19 protein-coding genes are annotated in these 20155 nt (G+C 57.9%); 13 read left to right on the forward strand and 6 right to left on the reverse strand.

Going from position 1 to position 20155, the window contains the following annotated elements; all coding sequences use genetic code 11:
• Positions 1–70 precede the first annotated feature (70 nt).
• The 6 genes from ACR0EN_RS18395 to ACR0EN_RS18420 are packed head-to-tail and all read left to right on the forward strand — an operon-like array spanning position 71 to position 5648.
• A complete protein-coding gene (locus ACR0EN_RS18395; RefSeq protein WP_480588218.1) occupies positions 71–1225 on the forward strand; it encodes an LLM class flavin-dependent oxidoreductase in 1155 nt (384 codons plus the stop codon).
• Positions 1225–2115 (forward strand): aldo/keto reductase, encoded by an 891-nt coding sequence (locus tag ACR0EN_RS18400; protein ID WP_170425620.1) that lies wholly within the window; start codon positions 1225–1227, stop codon positions 2113–2115. The genes ACR0EN_RS18395 and ACR0EN_RS18400 overlap by 1 nt, the downstream gene beginning before the upstream one ends.
• Entirely contained in the window at positions 2115–2630 is a 516-nt protein-coding gene (locus ACR0EN_RS18405; RefSeq protein ID WP_170408253.1) for a flavin reductase family protein, read from the forward strand. Before ACR0EN_RS18400 ends, ACR0EN_RS18405 begins: the two co-directional genes overlap by 1 nt.
• A gap of 53 nt (positions 2631–2683) precedes the next feature.
• Positions 2684–3271 (forward strand): TRAP transporter small permease, encoded by a 588-nt coding sequence (locus ACR0EN_RS18410; RefSeq protein ID WP_170398319.1) that lies wholly within the window; start codon positions 2684–2686, stop codon positions 3269–3271.
• A complete protein-coding gene (locus ACR0EN_RS18415) occupies positions 3272–4561 on the forward strand; it encodes a TRAP transporter large permease (RefSeq protein ID WP_170398321.1) in 1290 nt (429 codons plus the stop codon).
• Between the two features lie 25 nt (positions 4562–4586).
• Positions 4587–5648, forward strand: coding sequence for a TRAP transporter substrate-binding protein (locus ACR0EN_RS18420; protein ID WP_480588221.1), 1062 nt, complete (start codon positions 4587–4589; stop codon positions 5646–5648).
• Between the two features lie 30 nt (positions 5649–5678).
• On the opposite strand, the gene ACR0EN_RS18425 is transcribed toward ACR0EN_RS18420, so the two are convergent.
• Entirely contained in the window at positions 5679–6149 is a 471-nt protein-coding gene (locus ACR0EN_RS18425; RefSeq protein ID WP_170595133.1) for a tetratricopeptide repeat protein, read from the reverse strand.
• Positions 6150–6164: 15 nt separating this feature from the next.
• Between ACR0EN_RS18425 and ACR0EN_RS18430 the strand changes: the two genes are divergently transcribed.
• The 3 genes from ACR0EN_RS18430 to ACR0EN_RS18440 all read left to right on the forward strand — a co-directional run bounded on the left by ACR0EN_RS18430 (position 6165) and on the right by ACR0EN_RS18440 (position 10066).
• On the forward strand, positions 6165–7433 hold the full coding sequence (locus tag ACR0EN_RS18430; protein WP_480588223.1) for a cytochrome-c peroxidase: 1269 nt from the start codon (positions 6165–6167) through the stop codon (positions 7431–7433).
• A 75-nt stretch (positions 7434–7508) separates the two neighbouring features.
• Positions 7509–8894 carry a bifunctional enoyl-CoA hydratase/phosphate acetyltransferase gene (locus tag ACR0EN_RS18435; RefSeq protein ID WP_170613203.1) on the forward strand — a complete coding sequence of 462 codons (1386 nt, stop codon included), beginning with the start codon at positions 7509–7511 and terminating at the stop codon, positions 8892–8894.
• A complete protein-coding gene (locus tag ACR0EN_RS18440) occupies positions 8894–10066 on the forward strand; it encodes an acetate/propionate family kinase (RefSeq protein WP_170819109.1) in 1173 nt (390 codons plus the stop codon). The genes ACR0EN_RS18435 and ACR0EN_RS18440 overlap by 1 nt, the downstream gene beginning before the upstream one ends.
• 213 nt (positions 10067–10279) lie before the next feature.
• Here ACR0EN_RS18440 and gph read toward each other — a convergent pair whose 3' ends face one another.
• Positions 10280–10942: a phosphoglycolate phosphatase gene (gene gph, locus ACR0EN_RS18445; RefSeq protein ID WP_170613205.1), complete on the reverse strand. Its 663-nt coding sequence runs from the start codon at positions 10940–10942 to the stop codon at positions 10280–10282.
• A 225-nt stretch (positions 10943–11167) separates the two neighbouring features.
• Here gph and hemP point away from each other — a divergent pair, with 225 nt between their 5' ends.
• Positions 11168–11335, forward strand: a complete 168-nt coding sequence (hemP, locus tag ACR0EN_RS18450; RefSeq protein WP_170408197.1) for a hemin uptake protein HemP — start codon at positions 11168–11170, stop codon at positions 11333–11335.
• A complete protein-coding gene (locus ACR0EN_RS18455; RefSeq protein ID WP_170408198.1) occupies positions 11332–11808 on the forward strand; it encodes a hypothetical protein in 477 nt (158 codons plus the stop codon). Before hemP ends, ACR0EN_RS18455 begins: the two co-directional genes overlap by 4 nt.
• Positions 11809–11854: 46 nt before the next feature.
• Here ACR0EN_RS18455 and ACR0EN_RS18460 read toward each other — a convergent pair whose 3' ends face one another.
• The 3 genes from ACR0EN_RS18460 to ACR0EN_RS18470 form a co-directional block, all read right to left on the reverse strand.
• Positions 11855–14920, reverse strand: a complete 3066-nt coding sequence (locus ACR0EN_RS18460; RefSeq protein ID WP_480588226.1) for an aminotransferase class III-fold pyridoxal phosphate-dependent enzyme — start codon at positions 14918–14920, stop codon at positions 11855–11857.
• Between the two features lie 104 nt (positions 14921–15024).
• The gene (locus ACR0EN_RS18465; protein WP_255612153.1) at positions 15025–15951 is read right to left on the reverse strand and encodes an NAD(P)-dependent oxidoreductase; all 927 of its coding nucleotides are present in this window, start codon (positions 15949–15951) and stop codon (positions 15025–15027) included.
• A gap of 114 nt (positions 15952–16065) precedes the next feature.
• Positions 16066–16707, reverse strand: a complete 642-nt coding sequence (locus ACR0EN_RS18470; RefSeq protein ID WP_480588228.1) for a pyridoxamine 5'-phosphate oxidase family protein — start codon at positions 16705–16707, stop codon at positions 16066–16068.
• Between the two features lie 219 nt (positions 16708–16926).
• Between ACR0EN_RS18470 and ACR0EN_RS18475 the strand changes: the two genes are divergently transcribed.
• Together ACR0EN_RS18475 and ACR0EN_RS18480 are read left to right on the forward strand one after the other, a co-directional pair.
• Complete coding sequence (locus ACR0EN_RS18475) at positions 16927–18084, forward strand: acyl-CoA dehydrogenase family protein (RefSeq protein WP_170425647.1); 1158 nt, start codon at positions 16927–16929, stop codon at positions 18082–18084.
• Between the two features lie 216 nt (positions 18085–18300).
• Positions 18301–19053 (forward strand): nuclear transport factor 2 family protein, encoded by a 753-nt coding sequence (locus ACR0EN_RS18480; RefSeq protein WP_480588230.1) that lies wholly within the window; start codon positions 18301–18303, stop codon positions 19051–19053.
• A gap of 7 nt (positions 19054–19060) precedes the next feature.
• On the opposite strand, the gene ACR0EN_RS18485 is transcribed toward ACR0EN_RS18480, so the two are convergent.
• Positions 19061–19960 carry a LysR substrate-binding domain-containing protein gene (locus tag ACR0EN_RS18485; protein WP_480588232.1) on the reverse strand — a complete coding sequence of 300 codons (900 nt, stop codon included), beginning with the start codon at positions 19958–19960 and terminating at the stop codon, positions 19061–19063.
• Positions 19961–20155 lie beyond the last annotated feature (195 nt).

A 20155-nucleotide genomic window follows, 5' to 3' on the forward strand; every position in this document is an offset into this window, starting at 1 on the left:
ACACTATTGATCTACATCAATGCGCTTGCTACGCAAGAGGAAAGTCAAAGATGTACGGAGCGTGAATCAAATGACCATCGTCCCCATCACATCCCCCGACCTGGATGCGGCCGAGGTTTCGTGGTTTGCAGCGCTTTGCTCGGATGACTACCAGTTTCTGGGTGTGCCCGATGGTGATCTGCGATCCAGTTGGGAGCATTGTTCAGGCATCGTGAAAGAGGCCGAGGCGCAAGGCTTTCGCAACATCCTGTGTCCGTCATCGTACCAGGTCGGTCAGGATACGTTGAGCTTTGTTGCAGGCTGCGCCCCGATCACTGAAAAGATCAACCTGCTGGCCGCCGTGCGCTGTGGCGAAATGCAGCCCATCATGCTGGCCCGTACCATCGCGACGCTGGACCACATGCTAAAGGGGCGGCTGACGGTTAACATCATCTCGTCCGATTTCCCGGGCGAGAAAGCCGACAGTGCGTACCGCTATCAGCGTTCGCGCGAAGTTGTGGAGATTTTGAAACAGGCCTGGACACAGGATGAGATCAACCACGCGGGTGAGGTCTATAACTTTTCGGGCCTGACCACCGATCCGGCCCGGCCCTACCAAACCGGTGGTCCGTTGCTGTATTTTGGAGGCTATTCTCCGTCCGCGTTGGATTTGTGTGGTGAGCATTGCGATGTCTATCTGATGTGGCCGGAAACCAAGGACCAACTGGCTGAACGGATGAAGGCTGTTCATGCGGTGGCCGAGAATTACAACCGGACGCTGGATTACGGCCTGCGCGTGCACATGATCGTGCGCGATACCGAGGCCGAAGCGCAGGAATATGCGGACTACATCGTCTCAAAACTGGATGACGAGTACGGGCGTGCCATTCGTGAACGGGCGTTGGACGCAACCTCGCTGGGTGTGGCGCATCAGTCCAAGAACCGTGATCTGGCCGACGAATATGGCTATGTCGAACCCGGCCTTTGGACCGGCGTCGGACGCGCACGGTCGGGCTGTGGTGCTGCGCTGGTCGGTTCGACCGATCAAGTTATGTCTAAAATCGTAGAGTATCAGAAGATGGGCATCCGCGCCTTCATCTTCTCGGGCTACCCGCACATGGACGAGGCCAAGCATTTTGGCGCCCGTGTGATGCCCAACCTGAAAACCTGCTCGCTTCCCGAAGCCTACGGGCGCGTGCCAGCAACCACCCCGGCAACCCCGCTGGGCAACGGAGTTCGTCGCTGATGCAACGTGTGAAACTATCTGACACGCTGGAAATGAGCCGTCTTGTCTATGGCATGTGGCGCTTGGGTGATGACAGTGACACCTCGACTGCGCATGTTGAGGCCAAGATTCAGGCCTGTCTGGATCAGGGCATCACCACCTTCGATCAGGCCGACATTTATGGCGGATACGCGGCCGAAGCCGTTCTGGGCAATGCCTTGCGCACCAATCCCAGCCTGCGCCAGAAAATGGAGATCGTCACCAAATGTGACATCGTCGCGCCGATGGGGCGTTATGCCGAGGCCAAGGTCAAATATTACGACACGTCGCGTGCGCATATTCTGAAATCGGTCGATACATCTCTGTCGGAAATGGCGATCGACCACATCGACTTGCTACTGATCCACCGCCCGGATCCAATGATGGATCACCATGAAACCGGTGCAGCGCTGGATGAGGTGGTTGCCAGTGGCAAGGTCGGTGCGGTTGGTGTGTCCAACTTCCGCCCTTGGGACTGGTCTTTGCTGCAGTCGGCGATGAAAACCCAGTTGGTCACCAATCAGATCGAGATATCTCTGGGCGAGATCAGCCCGTTCACTAACGGCGATCTGGCGTTCCATCAACAGCATGGTCACCCGCTTATGGCGTGGTCTCCACTGGGTGGAGGCCTTTTGATGGCCGGGAATCCACCGGTTGGTGTTGTTGCGGATGAGATAGCCGAGGATTTCGGGGTGGACCGCGCCGCCGTTGCGGTTGCCTTCCTGCTCGCGCATCCGGCGAACATCCTGCCGGTTTTGGGCACAAATAATCTGGGCCGTATCAAACGCGCCTCGGATGCGTTGAAGGTCAAGCTGGATCGTGAAAGCTGGTACCGCCTGTATGAGGCGGCGCTGGGACATGAGGTGCCATGATGAACGCAATCTCGCGCGATATGAACCATACATTCGTCCCGCATAAGGACGACACGCGAACCCTGCGCGATGCTTTTGGCCGTTTTGCCACCGGAGTTACTGTCGTGACCTGCGACAGTGAGGATGGGCCAATCTGCATTACCGCCAACAGCTTTTCGTCCCTGTCGCTGGATCCGCCGCTGGTGATGTGGGCGGGCGACCGCAATTCGCGCCGGTTCCGCTATTTTCACGCGGCGCGTCACTTCAGTGTGCATGTTCTGTCTGCTGAACAGGCCGAGCTGTGCTTTGGCTGTTCAAAAGACGCCCATGCGCTGCGTGATATCGAACATGACCGTTGTGAAAACGGCACCCCGTTGTTGCCGGGCAGTCTTGCCCGGTTCGAATGCGAGCAGCACGCTTATCACGATGCAGGCGATCATGTGATCGTGGTGGGCAAAGTTCTGAAAGTCAGCATGGCGGATGGAGACGCGCTGACGTTCTTTGCCGGAAAACTCGGCCAATTCGCGCAGAGCTAAGCGCGATATGACGACTGCGGGTCAAACCCGCAGCTGACAGTGGGAGGATCCGCATGGGCGGACTGGCATCGGCGTTGACGCCGATTGCATTCGTGAACGAAACCGTGCTGCGTCTGGGCCGCGCGGTCGGTGTTGTTGCGATTGCAGTTATGGTTATCGCGATCTTGATTCAGGTGTTCTTCCGATATGTCTTGGGCAACGCCCTGCCATGGCCGGATGAGGCTGCCCGGTTCTGCATGCTCTGGATGACGGGCCTGATGGCCCCCACAGCTTTCCGTCGCGGAGGGTTCGTCGCTATCGATATGCTTGCACGTTTCCTGCCGCGCGTGCTTGGTCAATCGCTCAATTTGTTCCTGCTGCTGATCTCGCTGGCCGTGCTGCTTGTTGCGGTCAATATCGGCTGGTCTGAGGTTACGGGCTTTGGTGGCCGGTTCGCCACTGCGGCGTTGTACCTGCCTACCTCTTTCGGGTTCGATGAATGGTACCGTATTCCGCGCAGTTGGATGATGGCCTCGCTGCTGGTTGGGATCATCTTGCTGATCTCGGTCAATATCGAACTGATCTTGCGGTCGATAGTAACCATGTTGGGCGGAGCACATCTTTTGCCTGAAATTCCCGAAGCTGCGGTGGGGGCTGAATAAATGCTGATTTGGTTCCTGCCCACCTTCCTGATTTTCCTGCTGATCGGCCTGCCGGTCTTTTTCGCACTGCTGGCAGCGCCCGGCATTCTGCTATGGCTCAGCGGTCAGACCAACGACATTACGCTGCTCTATCGCAATGTCTATAACGGTATGGATAGCTTCCCGCTGATGGCGATCCCTTTCTTCATGCTGGCCGGAGAACTGATGAACCGGGGCGGCATCACCATCCGCCTCGTCGAGTTCAGCCAGGCCCTGATGGGCCACCTGCGGGGCGGCCTTGCGCATGTGAACGTCCTCAGCTCGATCCTGTTCGCGGGCCTTTCAGGGTCCGCTGTCGCCGATACTTCGGCGCTTGGGTCAATGCTGATCCCGGCGATGGAGAAGCAAGGCTATACCCGCAAATTTGCCGCCGCGATCACGGCAGCCAGTTCGGTGATCGGGCCGATCATCCCGCCCTCGGGCATCATGATCATCTATGCCTATGTCATGGGTGAAAGTGTGGCTGCGCTCTTTCTCGCTGGCATCGTGCCTGGGGTCATGGTCGGTGTCGGTTTGATGCTCATGATCAAGCTGATGGCGGATCGCTACGACTTCCCGGTCGCCAGCCGTAAATACACTTGGCCGGAACGCCGTCAGGCCAGCCTAAAAGCGTTCTTCCCACTGATGACCCCTGTGATCATCCTGGGCGGAATACTGGGTGGCATCTTTACCCCAACCGAGGCCGCCGCAGTCGCAGTAGGGTATGCCTTCATCATCGGTTTCTTCGTCCTGCGCACATTGACGTGGAAAGAAGTCCCCGAGGTGCTCAGCAATGCAGGTATGACCTCAGCTGTCGTCCTGTTGTTGGTCGGGGCGGCAATGGCGTTCAAGACGGTCGTTAGTCTTAGCCATGCGCCGGAGCAGCTGGCCTCGCTAATCCTCAGCCTGTCGGAAAACCCGCTGATCCTGCTGTTCCTGATCAACCTGCTGCTGTTCATCGTCGGAATGTTCCTGGATGCAGGCCCCGCTATTATCATCCTTGGCCCGATCCTCGGTCCGATCTTCACCAGCCTCGGTGTAGACCCGATCCATTTTGCCATTATCATGAGCGTCAACCTGACCGTCGGTCTGGCCACCCCGCCCATGGGGCTGGTGCTGTTCGTAGCCGCCGCCGTGTCTCGGGAACGGGTTGAAACCATCGCCAAGGCAATCCTGCCGTTTCTGGCGGTCGAAATCATCGTGATCTTCTTGATCACATACATCCCCGCACTATCCATGACGATCCCGAGGATAACGGGATTTGCAAACTGAACTGAGTATCACAGGGAGGAAACGCATGCTCAGAAGATTTATCAAAACCGCAGCGGTGGCCACGTCGCTAGCGGCCGCGTCTGCGATTGCCGCGGCTGCCGCCGACTACACGCTACGCGCCACAGCAAACTCGAATGAAAACGACGAAGACTATGACGGTCTGGTCGTTTTCAAGAACTACGTTGAGGCGGCCTCGAACGGAGCCATTGAGGTTGAGCTGTTCATAGGTACGCAGCTCTGCTCGAACGGTGCCGAGTGTCTGCAGGGTGTGGCAGACGGTACGATCGACATCTACATCTCAACCTCTGGAGGGGCCTCGGGCATCTTCCCTTATGTGCAGGTTCTGGACCTGCCTTACCTGATGGCCGATGACCGCATTGCCGAACATGTCCTATCCGGTGATTTCACCCGGCAGATGCGCGACATGGCGCTGGAGGATTCCGGCGGTGCGATCCGTCTGATGACAATCGGCAATACAGGTGGCTGGCGCAACTTTGCCAATACGCAACGCCGTGTTGCTGAGCCGGCTGACATGGAAGGTCTGAAAATCCGCACCGTGGTTGCCGACCTGCCGCAGGAGCTGGTCAAAGCACTGGGTGCATCACCGACCCCGATCCCGTGGCCAGAACTGTTCACCAGCTTCCAGACCGGCGTGGTTGAGGGCTCGAAAAACGGCATCACTGACATCATGGGTATGAAGTTCCCTGATGCAGGCCTGCAATATGTCACGCTGGATGGGCATGCCTACATGGGTGCGCTGTGGTGGATGAACAACGCCAAGTTCCAGGAGATGCCAGAAGATATGCGCCGCGTGGTAGTCGACGGGTTTTATGCGCTGCAGCAGGCGACCTTTGCCTCACCCAAGCGCAAGTCGATCCAGGCGTATGAGGATTTCGTTGCCGGCGGTGGTGACCTTTATGTCCTGACACCCGACCAGAAAGCTGCTTTCAAAGAAGCCGCAACCCCGGTCTATGACTGGTTCCAGTCCAATGTGGCACGTGGTGATGAGATCTTTGTAGCGTTGACTGACGCTGTGGCAGCAGCCGAGGCGGATGTTAATGCCTCACGCGATGCGGATCTGAACTGAATTGCTGGGCCGGGCCCTGGGGTCCGGCCCTCACCGAAACGGGTACATCCACCCTTTGTAGTCGTTGACCAGAACATGCGCCTTCTCGATCTGCTCCGGCGACATTTTTTTGACCACTTCTTCAAGGCTGATCGCCGCATCGGGGTCGCCGCCAATGGCGCTGAGCGTGTACCACATGTACGCTCGAACCAGATCAGGCGCGGGCATGCCCAGACCCAACTCGTAGTACCAACCGATACCAGATTGCGCCCCGGGATGACCTTTCATCGAGGCGCGCAAGTACCATTCAAACGCGCGTTCATAGTCCTGTTCGACTCCAAGTCCCAACCCGTACATCACACCGATCAATTCCTCGGCTTCGGCATTGCCGGACCGCGCTGCCGGCAGCAATTCCTCACGCGCGGCTTCAAACTCTCCGGCCTCCATCAGATCGCGTGCTTTTTCCAGTTCAGCCAGCGCTGGGGTCGCGAGAAGGCACAGGGCAAATACAAACTGGCGCATGGGGTTGCTTTCCTTTTGGCAGGGGCTGCGGCAGCTCAGGATCTGCCGCGCCCGCTGACGGATGACGATTTCATCCCCTTTGATATGGAACAGGCCGCCATCGGTCATCAACTGTTTTACGATCCGATCTTGTCGGGCAACCAGAACATCAGCTGTGCCCACTGCCACCACCCGGATTTTGGCACCTCGGACGGGTTGTCGCTGGGCATTGGCGAGGGCGGGCAGGGGCTTGGCCCAGATCGCACGCCGGGCACCGGAGCGGACAAAATCCGCAAGCGTATTCCCCGCAATTCGCCGGGGCTTTGGAACCTTGGGGCAAAGCATCTTCACACGGTCTTCCATGACGGTCGCCTAAGTATCTCTGACGTCTACGGTAACGGCTTCAATTCGCCCGCGCAGGAATGGCTGCCGGAGGGGTTGAATTCACTGCTGGCCGCGCAGGCACTTTTCCCGCTGACCTCGCAATTCGAGATGGCCGGAAATGTGGCCGAAAATCAAGTCACCGGCGCGGTGCATGACCGCATCGACAAGGGCTGGCCGATCCTCGCCAAACGCGTGCGCACTGATCCGCGCTATGGGCCTGCCATGGTCAAGGCATTCGATGACATCGACACGACCGAGGACATCACGATCACCCAAGTAGCCAACGCGCTGGCGGCATTCATGGCGCTGGAATGGCGCAGCATGGACAGCCCGTTCGATCAATATCTGGCCGGAGATAACACAGCCCTGACGCCTCGGCAAAAGGACGGCATGACCCTGTTTTATGGTGAGGCAGGTTGCGCAAACTGCCATTCCGGCCCGTTGCTATCGGATCAAAAATTCCACGCGCTGAGCCTGCCGCCATTTGGACCGGGCAAGACCCGCCAATGGGACCCCTATGCCCGCGACGTGGGTCATATGGGTGAAAGCAACCGTCTTGAGGACGCCTATCGTTTCCGCACACCGATGCTGCGCAATGTGACAGAGACGGCGCCCTATGGTCACAACGGTGCCTTTCCCGATCTGGCAGGCATTATTCGCCACCACTTGAACCCATCTCAGAGCCTCGCTGCCTGGACCCCTGATTTGGCCGGGCTGCCCAACGTGCCGTGGCTTGAGAATGTGGATTTCATCGTCTGGCAGGATCGATTTGAGATGGAGCGTCATCGCCAGAAAATTGACATCGAACCGCTGGAACTGACCGATGCCCAGGTCGCAGATCTGGTGGCGTTCATGGGTGCATTGACCGGGACCACACTGGATGCGCCACTGTTCGGTGTGCCAGATGGGTTTGAGCCCTAGAAACCCACCAAACGTCATTGGAAATTTACGTGAAATCTCATAATGATCGGTGCAAAACAGCCGCCGAGAGTTTCAATGCAGTATCACAACAAGCCCTTTGATCAGCTTCAGATCGGAGACACCGCCGAGTTGACCCGGTTCTGCACAGAGGATGATTTTTATGCCTTCGCATCGAATTCCGGCAACCATAACCCTTTGAACCTGGCCGACGAAGATGGGGACGGTGATAACGTAAACGAGGCGATCGCGCCCGAGATGTTTCTTGGGGCTCTGATCTCGGCCGTTTTGGGGAATATCCTGCCGGGCGCGGGTACGCTGTATAAGTCGCAAAGCTTGGATTTTAGCGCCCGGGCATATGCGGGTGAAGAACTGCTGGCCAGAGTTACGGTTATCAAAAAACGCGATAACCGCGAGGTAGTTCTGGAAACTCAGGTGATGCGCCCTAGTGATGAGGCGCTGATCGTGTCCGGCATCGCGGTCGTGATCGCTCCGGAGAAAGAACTGTCATTCAATGAGATTGAAGTGCCTGGTCTAGTCGTCGAGCGGCACCGGCATTTTGATGCACTGCTCGATCGCTCGCGCCCGCTGCCTCCGATCCCCACGGCAGTTGTCGCCCCAGAAGAGCCCAACTCGCTGGGGGGGGCCTTATTGGCGGCGCGTGAAACCATCATCAAGCCGGTCCTGATAGGTGACCCCGACAAGATTGCTGCAGCAGCGCGTGAGATTGAGTTGCCCTTGGGTGACGTTGAGATCGTTCCCGTTAAGGACCATCTGGACGCCGCCAACAAAGCGGTTGATCTGGTTGTCGAAGGACATGTTGAAGCATTGATGAAGGGGCATCTTCATACGGACGAACTGCTACGGGCGGCGTTGCGGCGGGATCGTGGACTTCGCGCGGGGCGCCGATTTACGCATGTCTTCGTCATGGATATACCCGGCCAGCCGCATCCCTTGCTGGTGACCGATGCGGCCATCAATATCGAGCCGGATCTGGAAACCAAGATCGACATCACGCAGAACGCGATCGATCTGGCAATCTCAATCGGAATTGGCGCTCCGAAAGTGGGTGTTCTGTCGGCGGTCGAGACGGTGAATCCAGCAATCCGGTCGTCGATTGATGCCGCATTGCTGTCGAAGATGGCCGAGCGGGGGCAGATCAGGGGTGGCTTGGTCGATGGGCCGCTTGCCATGGACAACGCGGTCAGCCTGGCCGCGGCGCGCACCAAAGGGATCGTGTCTGAGGTGGCCGGGCGGGCAGACATTCTTGTCGTACCCAACCTGGACGCAGGCAACATGCTAGCCAAGCAACTGACGTATATCGCGCACGCCGAGGCTGCCGGGGTGGTGCTGGGCGCGCGCGTACCGATTATTCTGACCAGTCGCGCAGATGGCGAAAAGGCGCGGCTCGTTTCCTGTGCCGTCGCGGCCCTGCATGCGGCGCGGATGTCGGGTAAGATCTGATGGACCATATCATCACACTGAATTCAGGCTCGTCCTCGCTGAAGTTTGGGTTGTTCTCCGCGGGCGAAGCAGATCCGATCCTGGTCTGTTCGGGAGAGGTGGAACGCATCGGCAGCCGCGCGGCGCGCATCAAAGCAGAGACCACGGATGGCCGCGTGCTTGCCGATACCGCTTCTGAAGCGCTGTGCGATCAGGCCAGCGCCTTGGACTATATTTTGGATTTGCTGGAACGGCAGTTTCCGTCGGCGGGCGTGACCGCGGTTGGACACCGCATCGTGCATGGCGGCCCGGATAATGACAGGCCCATTCTGCTGACCCCCGAAAGCTTGCAGATGCTGGAAAAACTCGAGCCTTTTGCGCCCCTGCACCAACCTTACAATCTGCAGGGCGCACGTACTGCGATGGACAGGTTCCCCAATGCCAAGCAGGTTGCCTGTTTCGATACCGCTTTTCACCGCCACCACCCTTGGGTCAATGACACCTTCGCATTGCCGACCGAGTATTACGATATGGGCGTTCGCCGCTATGGCTTCCACGGTCTGAGCTATGATTACATCTCTGACTATCTGGCCAAGACTGCGCCGCTGATACATGGCGGACGGGTGGTTGTGGCGCATCTTGGCAACGGTGCCTCGATGTGCGCCATGATCGGAGGTCGCTCGGTCGGTTCAAGCATGGGGTTCTCGGCCATGGATGGTTTGCCGATGGGAACGCGTTGTGGCCAGCTGGATCCGGGCGTTGTGCTGTATCTGATGGATCAGCAAGGCATGAATGCGGATGAGATCTCGGACCTTCTGTATCGTAAATCCGGGTTGCTTGGCCTTTCCGGGATGACCAATGATATGCGTACGCTTGAGGCGTCGAATACGCCGGGTGCACGCAATGCCATCAACTACTACACGTTCCGGATACGCCGCGAGCTGGGCGCTTTGGCCGCCGTGTTGGGAGGTCTGGACGCCGTCGTGTTTACCGGCGGGATCGGTGAGAACTCGACCTATATCCGCGACCGTATCTGCACTGACATGGGGTGGTTGGGTCTTGAACTGGACCACGATGCAAACGCGGACAATCTGCGCGTCATCTCGACCGACCTGTCACGTGTGAAACTGATGGTCATTCCGACGAACGAGGAACTGGTGATCGCGCGTGCCGCGGCTGAGAAAGCCGCATAAATCCCAGTTTTTAGGCTTCTGCGCGCAAAATAATTTGGGGGATCGGGAAAAAAATCGCAGCACTACGGGAATCCCCCAATTTCGCGATCCGCGCAGGTGCGTTAACTTTTCATTAACTACCGGGCCAGTGCGCCCAATCCACTTTCACTAATTTCCCCCGATGAGGGGCTGGCTTCTTACCCCCTTGGCCGGCCCCTCGACCTTTTTTGGGGTCTATGCCTGCGTCAGGATTTTCCGAACAAGTGCAGGCAGTGCGGTACTGTTATCATAGCTGAGCGTGTGCGGCATGTCCGAAACCGGCGACTTTCGATATCCCTGTTCAAACAGCAAAAACGGAACCTGAGCCCGTTGCGCAGTTTCGGCATCAACCTCACTGTCGCCAACGAAGATCTGTGGGCCTGCGGCTTGAAGGGTCTTGAAACAGGCGTGCAAGTGCTCTGGATCGGGTTTGCGTATATCCAGCGTGTCTCCACCAAAGACCGTGTTGAAATAGGGTAGCAGGCCAAGTTCGCCCAGCACATGCCGGGCAGGGGCTTCGGGTTTGTTGGTGCAGACCCCAAGCGCACAGCCCATATCGCGAAGCTCATCCAGCGCCTGGATCACGCCGGGATAAACTACGGTCTGATCGCAGGCGCCTGCATTGTAGTGCTTCAGGGTAAGCTGTGTCAGGTCCTTGTGAAGCGTTGGCTCCAGCCCGCAATGCGTCATCGCGCGCTCGACCAGCTTGGGTAGTCCGTTCCCGACGAATCCCCGGATCGTATCCTGAGGCAAGGCGGGGTGCCCCTGATCGTGCAGCATTCGGTTTACCGCAGCTGCAAGGTCGGCAAGGCTGTCTATCAGGGTGCCATCCAGATCAAATACGACAACTGCTGCCATCTGCGAATCCGCCTTTGTTTGTTGATGTCCAATGCCTAGGTCGTGCTGTGCGACGGCGCAATAGAGACCCGTGGGAGCGATTGAAAAAACGGCAGCTTGACAAACCTTACTATTTTTATCAGATTAATCACACGAACAGATAGCCAGCCCAAAACAGGGTCAGCCAGATCAAGCGAAACGAAGACAGACAAGGCCAAGTGCCACAGATGCTCTGGAGATGCCCCAATGAACGCGCAAACCCCTTCCTCGACCCTTAGCTACGCTGTTTCGATGCTTCCGGCCCACAAGGCGGAAGACCTCACCAATGGCGGCAATTTGGCCCATATCGAGCTGGGCGATCAGCTTTATACGCTGCGTATCACCCGCGCAGGCAAACTGATCCTGACAAAATGAGCGCACCTTCTTCGCGTGGCGGGGCGGCTGTTGGCCGTCTGGCTGACCTGAACCCCATTGAGGCCGGAGCCGTCATGTATCTGCGGCTTTGGGGTGATGGGGTCGAAGGCCGGGCAAATGCCGCAAGCGATTTTGACATCGCGCTGGGTGCAGATCAGGGACGCGCCACGATGCTGACGCTGGACCGGCTGTGTTCACTTTGTGCACATCACGGTCGCCGTCCGCTGGTGCGTCATGGGCTGGGATGTGCATGTCTGGGCGCTGATGAGAATTGTTTTGCCCAGATGATCGGTGCCGCCTCTGAAGGGGCGCGTGAAGATGCAATGATGATGGCCTCGCTGATCGTACGGCCCGATTTCGCCCCGGCACTGGCCTCGTTGTCCGAGGAACTGGGCTTGGCGTTACGCCGGATGACCGTTTCGATCCCTTTGCCGACGACCGGGCACCACCCCCCACATTCAGTGCTCCACTGATCGACGGCGACAAAACCCCAGCAATTTCGCTGGGGTTTTGTGTTTCTTAGCAGCAGCCGCAGCCCGCATGATGATGATCGTGATCGCACATGGGGGCAGGGCTGTAGTCACCCACTTCGCCAAGAACCTCCCGCAGCGCCCAAAGAATCATGTCGACGTCCTCTGCTTCGATGGTTAGCGGTGGCCGGATTTTCAGGATATTGTCCTTGGGTCCCTCGCTACCGATCAGAATGCGATGATCGCGCATCCGATTCTTGACGTAGCTGCAAATCTCACCGCTTTCCGAACCGTCAGGATTGACCAGTTCCACCCCTAAAAACAGACCCATGCCGCGTACATCGCCAACGCAGGCAAAGTCCGCTTCGATCTTTCGGAGGCCGTCCATCAGACGAGCCCCCATCACACGGGCGTTCTCTTGAAGGCCTTCATCGTCGACGATGTCCAACACCTCTTTCCCGATTCTGCAGGACAAGGTTGAGCCGCCGAAGGTCGAGAAAAACTCGATCCCGTTGTCGAAGCTTTCGGCGATCTCTTTGGTAGTGACCAGCACACCCAGCGGGTGGCCGTTGCCGATGGGCTTCCCCATTACCACTATATCAGGCAGCGCGCCCTGATGTTCAAAGCCGAAGTAATAGTCGCCCAGGCGCCCGAGGCCGGTCTGGACTTCATCGGCAATGCAGACCCCTCCGGCGGCGCGGATTTTTTCATAGACCGCAGACAGATAGCCTTTTGGTGGAATGATCTGTCCCCCGACCGAGGGGAATGTTTCAGCGATGAACCCAGCTAGGCCTTGCCCTTTTGCCTGTAATGCCGAAATCGCCGGATCAATCAGGTCAGCAAACTTCCGTGCGCGCTCGGGGTCATCACGCCGGAACGAGCCGCGATAGTCATCCGCGACCTCAATCAGTTCCACCCAATCTGCCTGCCCAATACCGCCAGGTTTGTTGAATTTGTAGGCCGAGATCGCCACCGCAGCGTTTGTGTTGCCGTGATAGCCGTGATCGGGCGTCACGATCCCTTTTGCCCCGGTGTGCGCGCGCGCCAGACGCAGAGCCAATTCGTTGGCCTCTGTCCCTGAGTTGACGAAGAAACAGACTTCAAGGTGATCCGGCAGTTTCGACAATACCTTGTCGGCAAAAGCGGTTTGCGCCGGGTGCAGATAGCGTGTGTTCGAATTCATGCGCTTCAGCTGATCCGCTGCAACCGCCTGAATACGCGGATGCGCATGGCCTACATGCGGAACGTTGTTGTAGGCATCCAGATAGGGTCGCCCCCATTCATCGAACAGGTGATGCCTCCAGCCACGCACCAGCATGACCGGGTCGTCGTATGTCAGGCTGAGATTGCCGCCGAAGTGTTCGCGCCTGTCCTGTAGGATCGCCTGCTTGTCGGTTGGTCGATAGAAAACCTTTTCATCAGGCAAGTTCAACAGTGCTGCGGGGTTGGGGCAGACCGCGTGCCAAAGCTCGAGCTCATCAGGATCCGCTACGCCCGGCCAGTCGGCCTGCATACCGTCGGTCGTCAGCGCCAGTTGGAAATGCACATGCGGGGCCCATCCGCCATTCTGACTGGCATCGCCCAGACGGGCAAAAGCTGCACCCTGAGCCACCGGGTCACCTGGTTTCAAACGCTCACTCACCTCAGGGTCCAGATGGCCATAAAGCGTGTAGAATGCATCCCCTTCGGGCGTTTCGTGGTGCAGGATCACAACCCCGCCATAGTCGAGATGCGCGTCCCTGTTTTCAACCGCTTCGACCCGACCGCTGAGAGGTGCATGCAGCACTGTTCCGGCGGGTGCAAACACATCCACGGCCAGATGCACTGTGCGCCGATCCGACGCTTTCCACGGTCCCTTGCGAAACCCCGGCTCAGCATAGATCAGGCGAGGCTCGCTGTAATACCCAAGCCAGGGACTTTCCCCAAACTCCTCACCAACCCGCGCCGCCTCGTCCAACGGCATGTGGAACGGGTTTTGAGGCCAGGTTGAGTTTTCCACCGACAGTGAGCCCATTGGCGTGTCGCTCAGATCCTGCCCGAACATCTGCGCGAAATGTCCACGATGGTTGGACAGATAGGCATGGATGCGCTCGGCCCCATCCACAACGGGCAAACCACACGCGGCGCGCAATCGGGCGGGCATGAGTGCGCCATTGATTGCCTCATTTTCAATCAATCGCCACGCTGGGGCCTGGCTGATCGTGACATACGGATCATCCGGGTTCTCAATCGCCATCAGCGTCGAATTCACCACGGACACCGCCAACCGTGCTTGCAACAAAGGCCAGATCAGGTCGATCTCATCCGGGCGTAACCGATTGGCGGCGTGATACCCGCGTACCAGCGCAGCCAATGCGCGCTCGGGTTTAGGGTGGTCCAGAACGACATAGGCCCCGGCAATAGCCAGATCGCAAACGCGCGGCGCCGCGCACATGTCGCCAAGATCGATCAGACCCGAGATGCTGCGTCGCTCGCCCAGTTTGCCTTCAACAAGGATATTGTAATCATTGGCATCATTGTGAATCGCCTGCTTTGGCAATGCACCCAGTTGATCAGAGATCGCCTCAAAATCCGCAGCGATTTGTTGAACGCGCGCGCGTCGTGCCGGATCAGAGATGGCCTCTAGTTGGTCGACGATCCAACTCGCCCGCGTCAAATCCCATTTGAAATCGGCGCGCTGCAAACCCTCATGGGTGAACCCCTCCAGCGCCCGGTCGGTTGCGCCCAGAACACGGCCCAGTTTTAGTATCAGGTCTTCGGTCTTGGGCGCGCTGCTTGCATAGCATGCCCCCGGCAGTCGTTCCTGCAGCCAGACCTGTCGCGGTTGCCCATGCGCGTCGGCAATCTCGGGCAACATCATCCCGTTCAAATCGGGATAAACGGCAGGAAAGGGCAATCCGGGCGCTGCTGCGCTGAGATGTCCCAGCGCCTTGATCTGCAGATCGACCAATGCCGCATCGCACCCCGCGCGCATCACCTTGAGCACATAATCCTGCCCGTTGGTGGCTTTGACCAGAAAGTTGAGGTCGTACTCCCCATCCAGACGCGTCAGACGGGCGTCCAGACCCCAGTGTTCACGCAGGCGACCAGCCCAGAAAGTGTTCATGTCGCTCATGCGCTATCTCTTGCAACTGCCACGGTGATCCTCTTCATCTGGCCAAAAATATCTTCGGGCGGAGTCGCGCCCTGGCGCGATGGGGCAGACAGCCCCCCCTTTGCTCAGTCCAGTGCTCGCAACCGTTTGAACAACGAGGACGTATCCCACCGGCCCCCGCCAAGTTTCTGCACGTCTTTGTAGAACTGGTCGACCAGCGCCGTCACTGGCAGTGAAGCCCCGGTCTCATTGGCGGTATCCAGACAGATTCCCAGATCCTTGCGCATCCAGTCGACTGCAAAGCCATGCTCAAAATGGTCATCCAGCATGGTTTCATACCGGTTGGCCATCTGCCAGCTGCCAGCCGCGCCCTGACTGATCACTTCGACCACAGCTCGGCCATCAAGCCCGGCCTTCTCGGCAAAATGTAATGCTTCGCTCAGGCCCTGCACCAGCCCGGCAATCGCGATCTGGTTGCACATTTTGGTCATTTGACCCGCGCCGCTGTCCCCAATGCGGCGGCAGATTTTGGAATAGACCTGCATCACCGGCTCAGCAGCACGATAAGCGTCCATGTCACCGCCGCACATGATCGATAGCACACCATTTTCGGCTCCCGCCTGACCGCCCGAGATCGGGGCGTCCACAAAAGCAACCCCCTGTGTCATGCCAGCCTCGTACAACTCACGCGTGACCTTGGCCGAGACGGTGGTGTGATCAACAAATACCGCACCCTTGGCCATTCCGTGAAAGGCGCCATCTTCACCTGTGCAAACCATACGCAGATCGTCGTCATTGCCAACGCAGGCCATCACGAACTCTGCCCCTTCTGCGGCTTGCCGCGGTGTCAGGGCCATCGCGCCGCCATGCTGGGCGACCCAAGCCTCGGCCTTGGATGCGGTGCGGTTGTAGACGGTGACTTCGTGGCCGGCAGCCTGAAGATGCCCGGCCATCGGGTAGCCCATGACGCCTAGGCCAAGGAACGCAACTTTTGCCATGTGATGATCCTCTCTGTTATCCGCTCCTGCCTCAAGCGGACGGCAGGTCGTGATGTTTAGAAAGGACAAAGCAAAGCTTGGACCAAAGGGCAACCCTGCGTCACAATTTGCCGCTCAGATCCATAGCGATCGCGCGCCATTCGTTTCACATCTGAACCGGCGCGGATTTCATCTTCGAAAAACGGCCGCAGCTTTGAGCTCAGCCAATTCCCTCTGTAAACGCTGGTTTTCTGATTGCAGAACAGCCAGTTGCTGACCCAGATCATTCAGATGTGGCCGAAGCTCGGCCTCGGTAAAGCGCGGCGTGATGTGGCGGGGGCAATTCCAGTCAAGCGCTTCAACTTTGATGATCGCGGCCCGTTTTGCCTCGGTCTCGGAGCCTTTGGTGTAAAGATCAGCCGCTGCTGCGGCACCTTCCGAGAATGTCATCTGGCCAAGTATCTTGAGGCGGCGCTGGTTCGCGTAGTCCATTAATATCAGTGCCACGCGGTCATTCCCATCCAGGTTGCCGCGCGAGATATATTGTTTGTTACCAGACAGGTCCGCATAGCCGATGGTGTGCGGGTCCAGCACTTTCAGAAACCCTATCGGCCCACCGCGAAACTGCACATAAGGCCAGCCGGTTTCGGAGACGGTGGCCTGATAGAACCCATCGCGGGCGCGAATGAACGCCTCTTCGGTCGGTCCGATTTGATGGCCCTGTTTTGGTCCTCGGCTCAGGAATTTCGCATAGGTCGCGGCGGATCCCATCCGCTCTTGATGGGCGCGAACGGCGGGTGTGAAGGTCAGTTCAGAAAAGGCGCGGGGCATTATGCTGTTTCCTGGGTCTTCCGGGGCGTTTGCGCAATATGGTCGATGATGGCCTGCTCTGTCAGGCGTGGGAACACAGATGTGAACGTTTGGCCCCAAATTCGGCAACGGTGCCAAGGACGTTGCGTAGCATCTGTCCTGGACGCCACGTCACATGGATTGGAAGGAATCACACACCCGGCTAGTTTTAGGCAAACACCTGATCTGGAGAGCTATTTGATGTCGCTTTTTACCAGCACCGCCGCCTGGGTTACTGACGAACACCGAATGTTTGCTGAAATGGCGGGCCGGTTCATGGATGATGCCTTGGTACCCAATACCGAAAAATGGGCCGAGAACGGGGCGGTTGATCGCACTTTTTGGTTGCAGGCGGGAGAGACGGGTCTGATGGCCGGTTCGATTGCTGAGGAATATGGTGGCGTCGGCGGCGGGATGGGTTTCGATTCCGTTACTTTGTATGAGCAGACTGCGCGCGGGGACGCAGGATGGGGATATGGCATCCAGTCTATCGTGACCCACTACATCACCGCTTATGGCAGTGAGGATCAGAAACAGAAGTGGCTGCCGAAACTGGCCTCGGGTGAGATGATCGGCGCGCTGGCCATGACCGAGCCGGGCACGGGATCGGATGTGCAGGCGGTGAAGACGACCGCTGAGAAGGATGGCAATTCTTATCGGCTCAACGGGTCCAAGATATTTATCACCAACGGGCAATCGGCTGATCTGGTTATCGTGGCTGCCAAAACTGACAAGTCGTTAGGTGCGAAGGGTGTCTCTCTGATTGTGGTCGAAACCGACGGGGCTGATGGATTCCGGAGGGGGCGGAACCTCAAGAAACTGGGAATGAAGGGCAACGATACGGCTGAGCTGTTCTTTGAAGACGTAAAGGTGCCAATGACCAACCTGCTGGGCCCGGAAGAGGGGCAGGGGTTCTATCAACTAATGAAGCAGTTGCCGTGGGAGCGGCTGACCATCGGGATCATGGCGCTGGGCGCGATCGATTTCGCCATATCGCAGACGGTGGAATACGTGCAGGAGCGCAAGGCGTTCGGACAGCGGGTGATGGATTTCCAGAACACCCGTTTCAAGTTGGCCGAGTGTAAAACCAAGGCCGAGGTGCTGCGCAGTTTCGTCAATGACTGCATTGGAAAACTGGAGGCCGGTGAATTGGATGCTGCGACGGCCTCGATGGTGAAATACTGGGGCTCTGAGGTGCAGAACGAAGTGATGCACGAATGCCTGCAACTGTTCGGCGGCTATGGGTTCATGATGGAATACCCAATCGCGCGGCTCTATGCGGATGCGCGGGTCCAAATGATCTATGGCGGGACGAATGAAGTCATGAAAGAGCTCATCGCCCGTTCGCTGGACGTCTGAACCAAAACACTCCCGCCCGTCGTCCACATTCCTTACGGAACGTCTCCTCCCGTTGGGCCAGGCAGGCGCGGACGCAGCCCGCGCCTGCCTGGCCCCCTGCCGTCCGCAGGACGCAAGGCCGAAGGCCGCGCAGGGTTTGGCTGGTGCTGGCGTTGATGCCTGACACGTCGCCTGCCATTGTGATCACGGAGTAGTCAGACCTGAAGGGAACCCGGTATGGAGAAGTCCAACAAAGATCGCATATCTGCCCTGCTCAAAAGCATCGAAACGGGCGATCCGGGTCCGGTTTCGGTGGTAAATGAAGCACGATACATCCAGCACAATCCTCAAACCCATGAAGGCAGCGAAGGGCTTGCATCCCTATTCAAACAGCTGTCCCAGACCTCACCGCGCGTGAATATCGTACGCGCCTTTGAAGACGGCGATTTTGTATTTGCGCATACGGAATATGATTTCTCGCGTCGTAATATTGGCTTCGAAGTGTTCCGGTTCGAAGACGGGCAAGCGGTAGAGCATTGGGACAATATCCAGAAACGGATGGGGCCAAACGGCTCGGATCACAGTATGGTGGATGGTCCGACCGAAGTTCGGGATGTCGAGCAAACCGAGGAAAACCGGGCCTTTGTTCGCGCCTTCGTCGAAACCGCGTTGATTGCCGGGGATCTCGACCAGATAGAGGCCTGTATCAATACTTCCGCTTACGTAGAACACAGCCCGCAGCTCTCGGATGACTTGACTGCCTTGAGGACCGCATTGGCCGATAGGAACGCCCTAAACTATCAGCATCTGCATCGGGTATTGGCGGAAGGGGATTTTGTACTGACCGTGTGCGAAGGTGAATATCAGGGCACTCACAGCGCATTTTATGATCTGTACCGCGTTGCAGATGGCAAGATCGTCGAACACTGGGATACGGTTGAGTCCATTGCACCACGCAGCGAATGGAAGAATGACAACGGCAAGTTCTGAGGCCGCATCAGGCTTTAGCGCTTGTTCCGATCTGTTCACCAATCCAGACTTGGAAAGACCGTAACGGCTCGGGCATCGAGCGGTCATGCGGCCAGACCAGATAATAGCTGCCAAGGCTCACGCGCGGCCCGTCCCATGCCTGGACAAGCCGCCCGGTGCGCAAATCATCTTGCACCAGATATGACGGCAACAGAGCCACGCCCAACCCATGAATCGTGGCCTGAATCATGGTCGAAAACTGATCGAACAGCATTCCCCGTAGGCCGGTGACGGGCTGGCCCTGTATCTCAAACCAGCGCTCCCAGGCATCCGGACGCGACTCCAGATGCAGCAGTGGCGCGGCGCGGAGAGCATCCAAGCTATTGAAATTGACGGCGGTAAGGGCAGGGGCGCAGACCGGCAGGACCTCTTCCCGCATGATCGGCAGATACTGAACGCCCGCCCAATCCTGCTGACCGAAATGGATCGCGGCATCAAATGGCTCAGTCGTAAAATCAAACGGTTTGAGGCGGGTCCCCAGATTGACAGTAACCTCGGGATGACGTCGCGCAAAATCCTGAAGGCGCGGTGCCAGCCAATGCATGCCGAACGCGGGAAGGATCGACAAGTCAAGTGATCCGCCCGCCGGGTTAGCTTTGAGTTTCAGTGCGGCCTGCGCCAGATCCTGAACAGCAGACCTTGCGGTTTGCACATAGACTTTGGCTGCAGGCGTCAGGTGCAGCCGCATCTGGCTGCGTTCGATCAATTGCACGCCCAGCTGATCCTCCATCGTCTTCAACTGCCGACTGATTGCGCTTTGTGTTAAGGACAGCTCGGCCGCCGCAGCAGATGCGCTGCCCAGCCGATCTACGGCTTCAAGCGCAAGCAAGGACGAGATTGAAGGCAAGAAACGGCGGGGTGCAATCATATGACAATTCCTCATACCTATTGAACGCAATAGCACTGGTTTTTTCCTGCCGCCAGAGCGATGACTGGTGCGCCACATCACCTTTGTGGTCGAGCGGGTGCCGTACCATCCGCGATCTTGAAATTCACGTCGGAGCGCGGGACAAATCAGCAAGCGGGTCGGGCCCGCGCAGAGGTTCCCCAAGGCCGATGACAC

The organism is Ruegeria sp. AB7 (genome assembly GCF_056542625.1).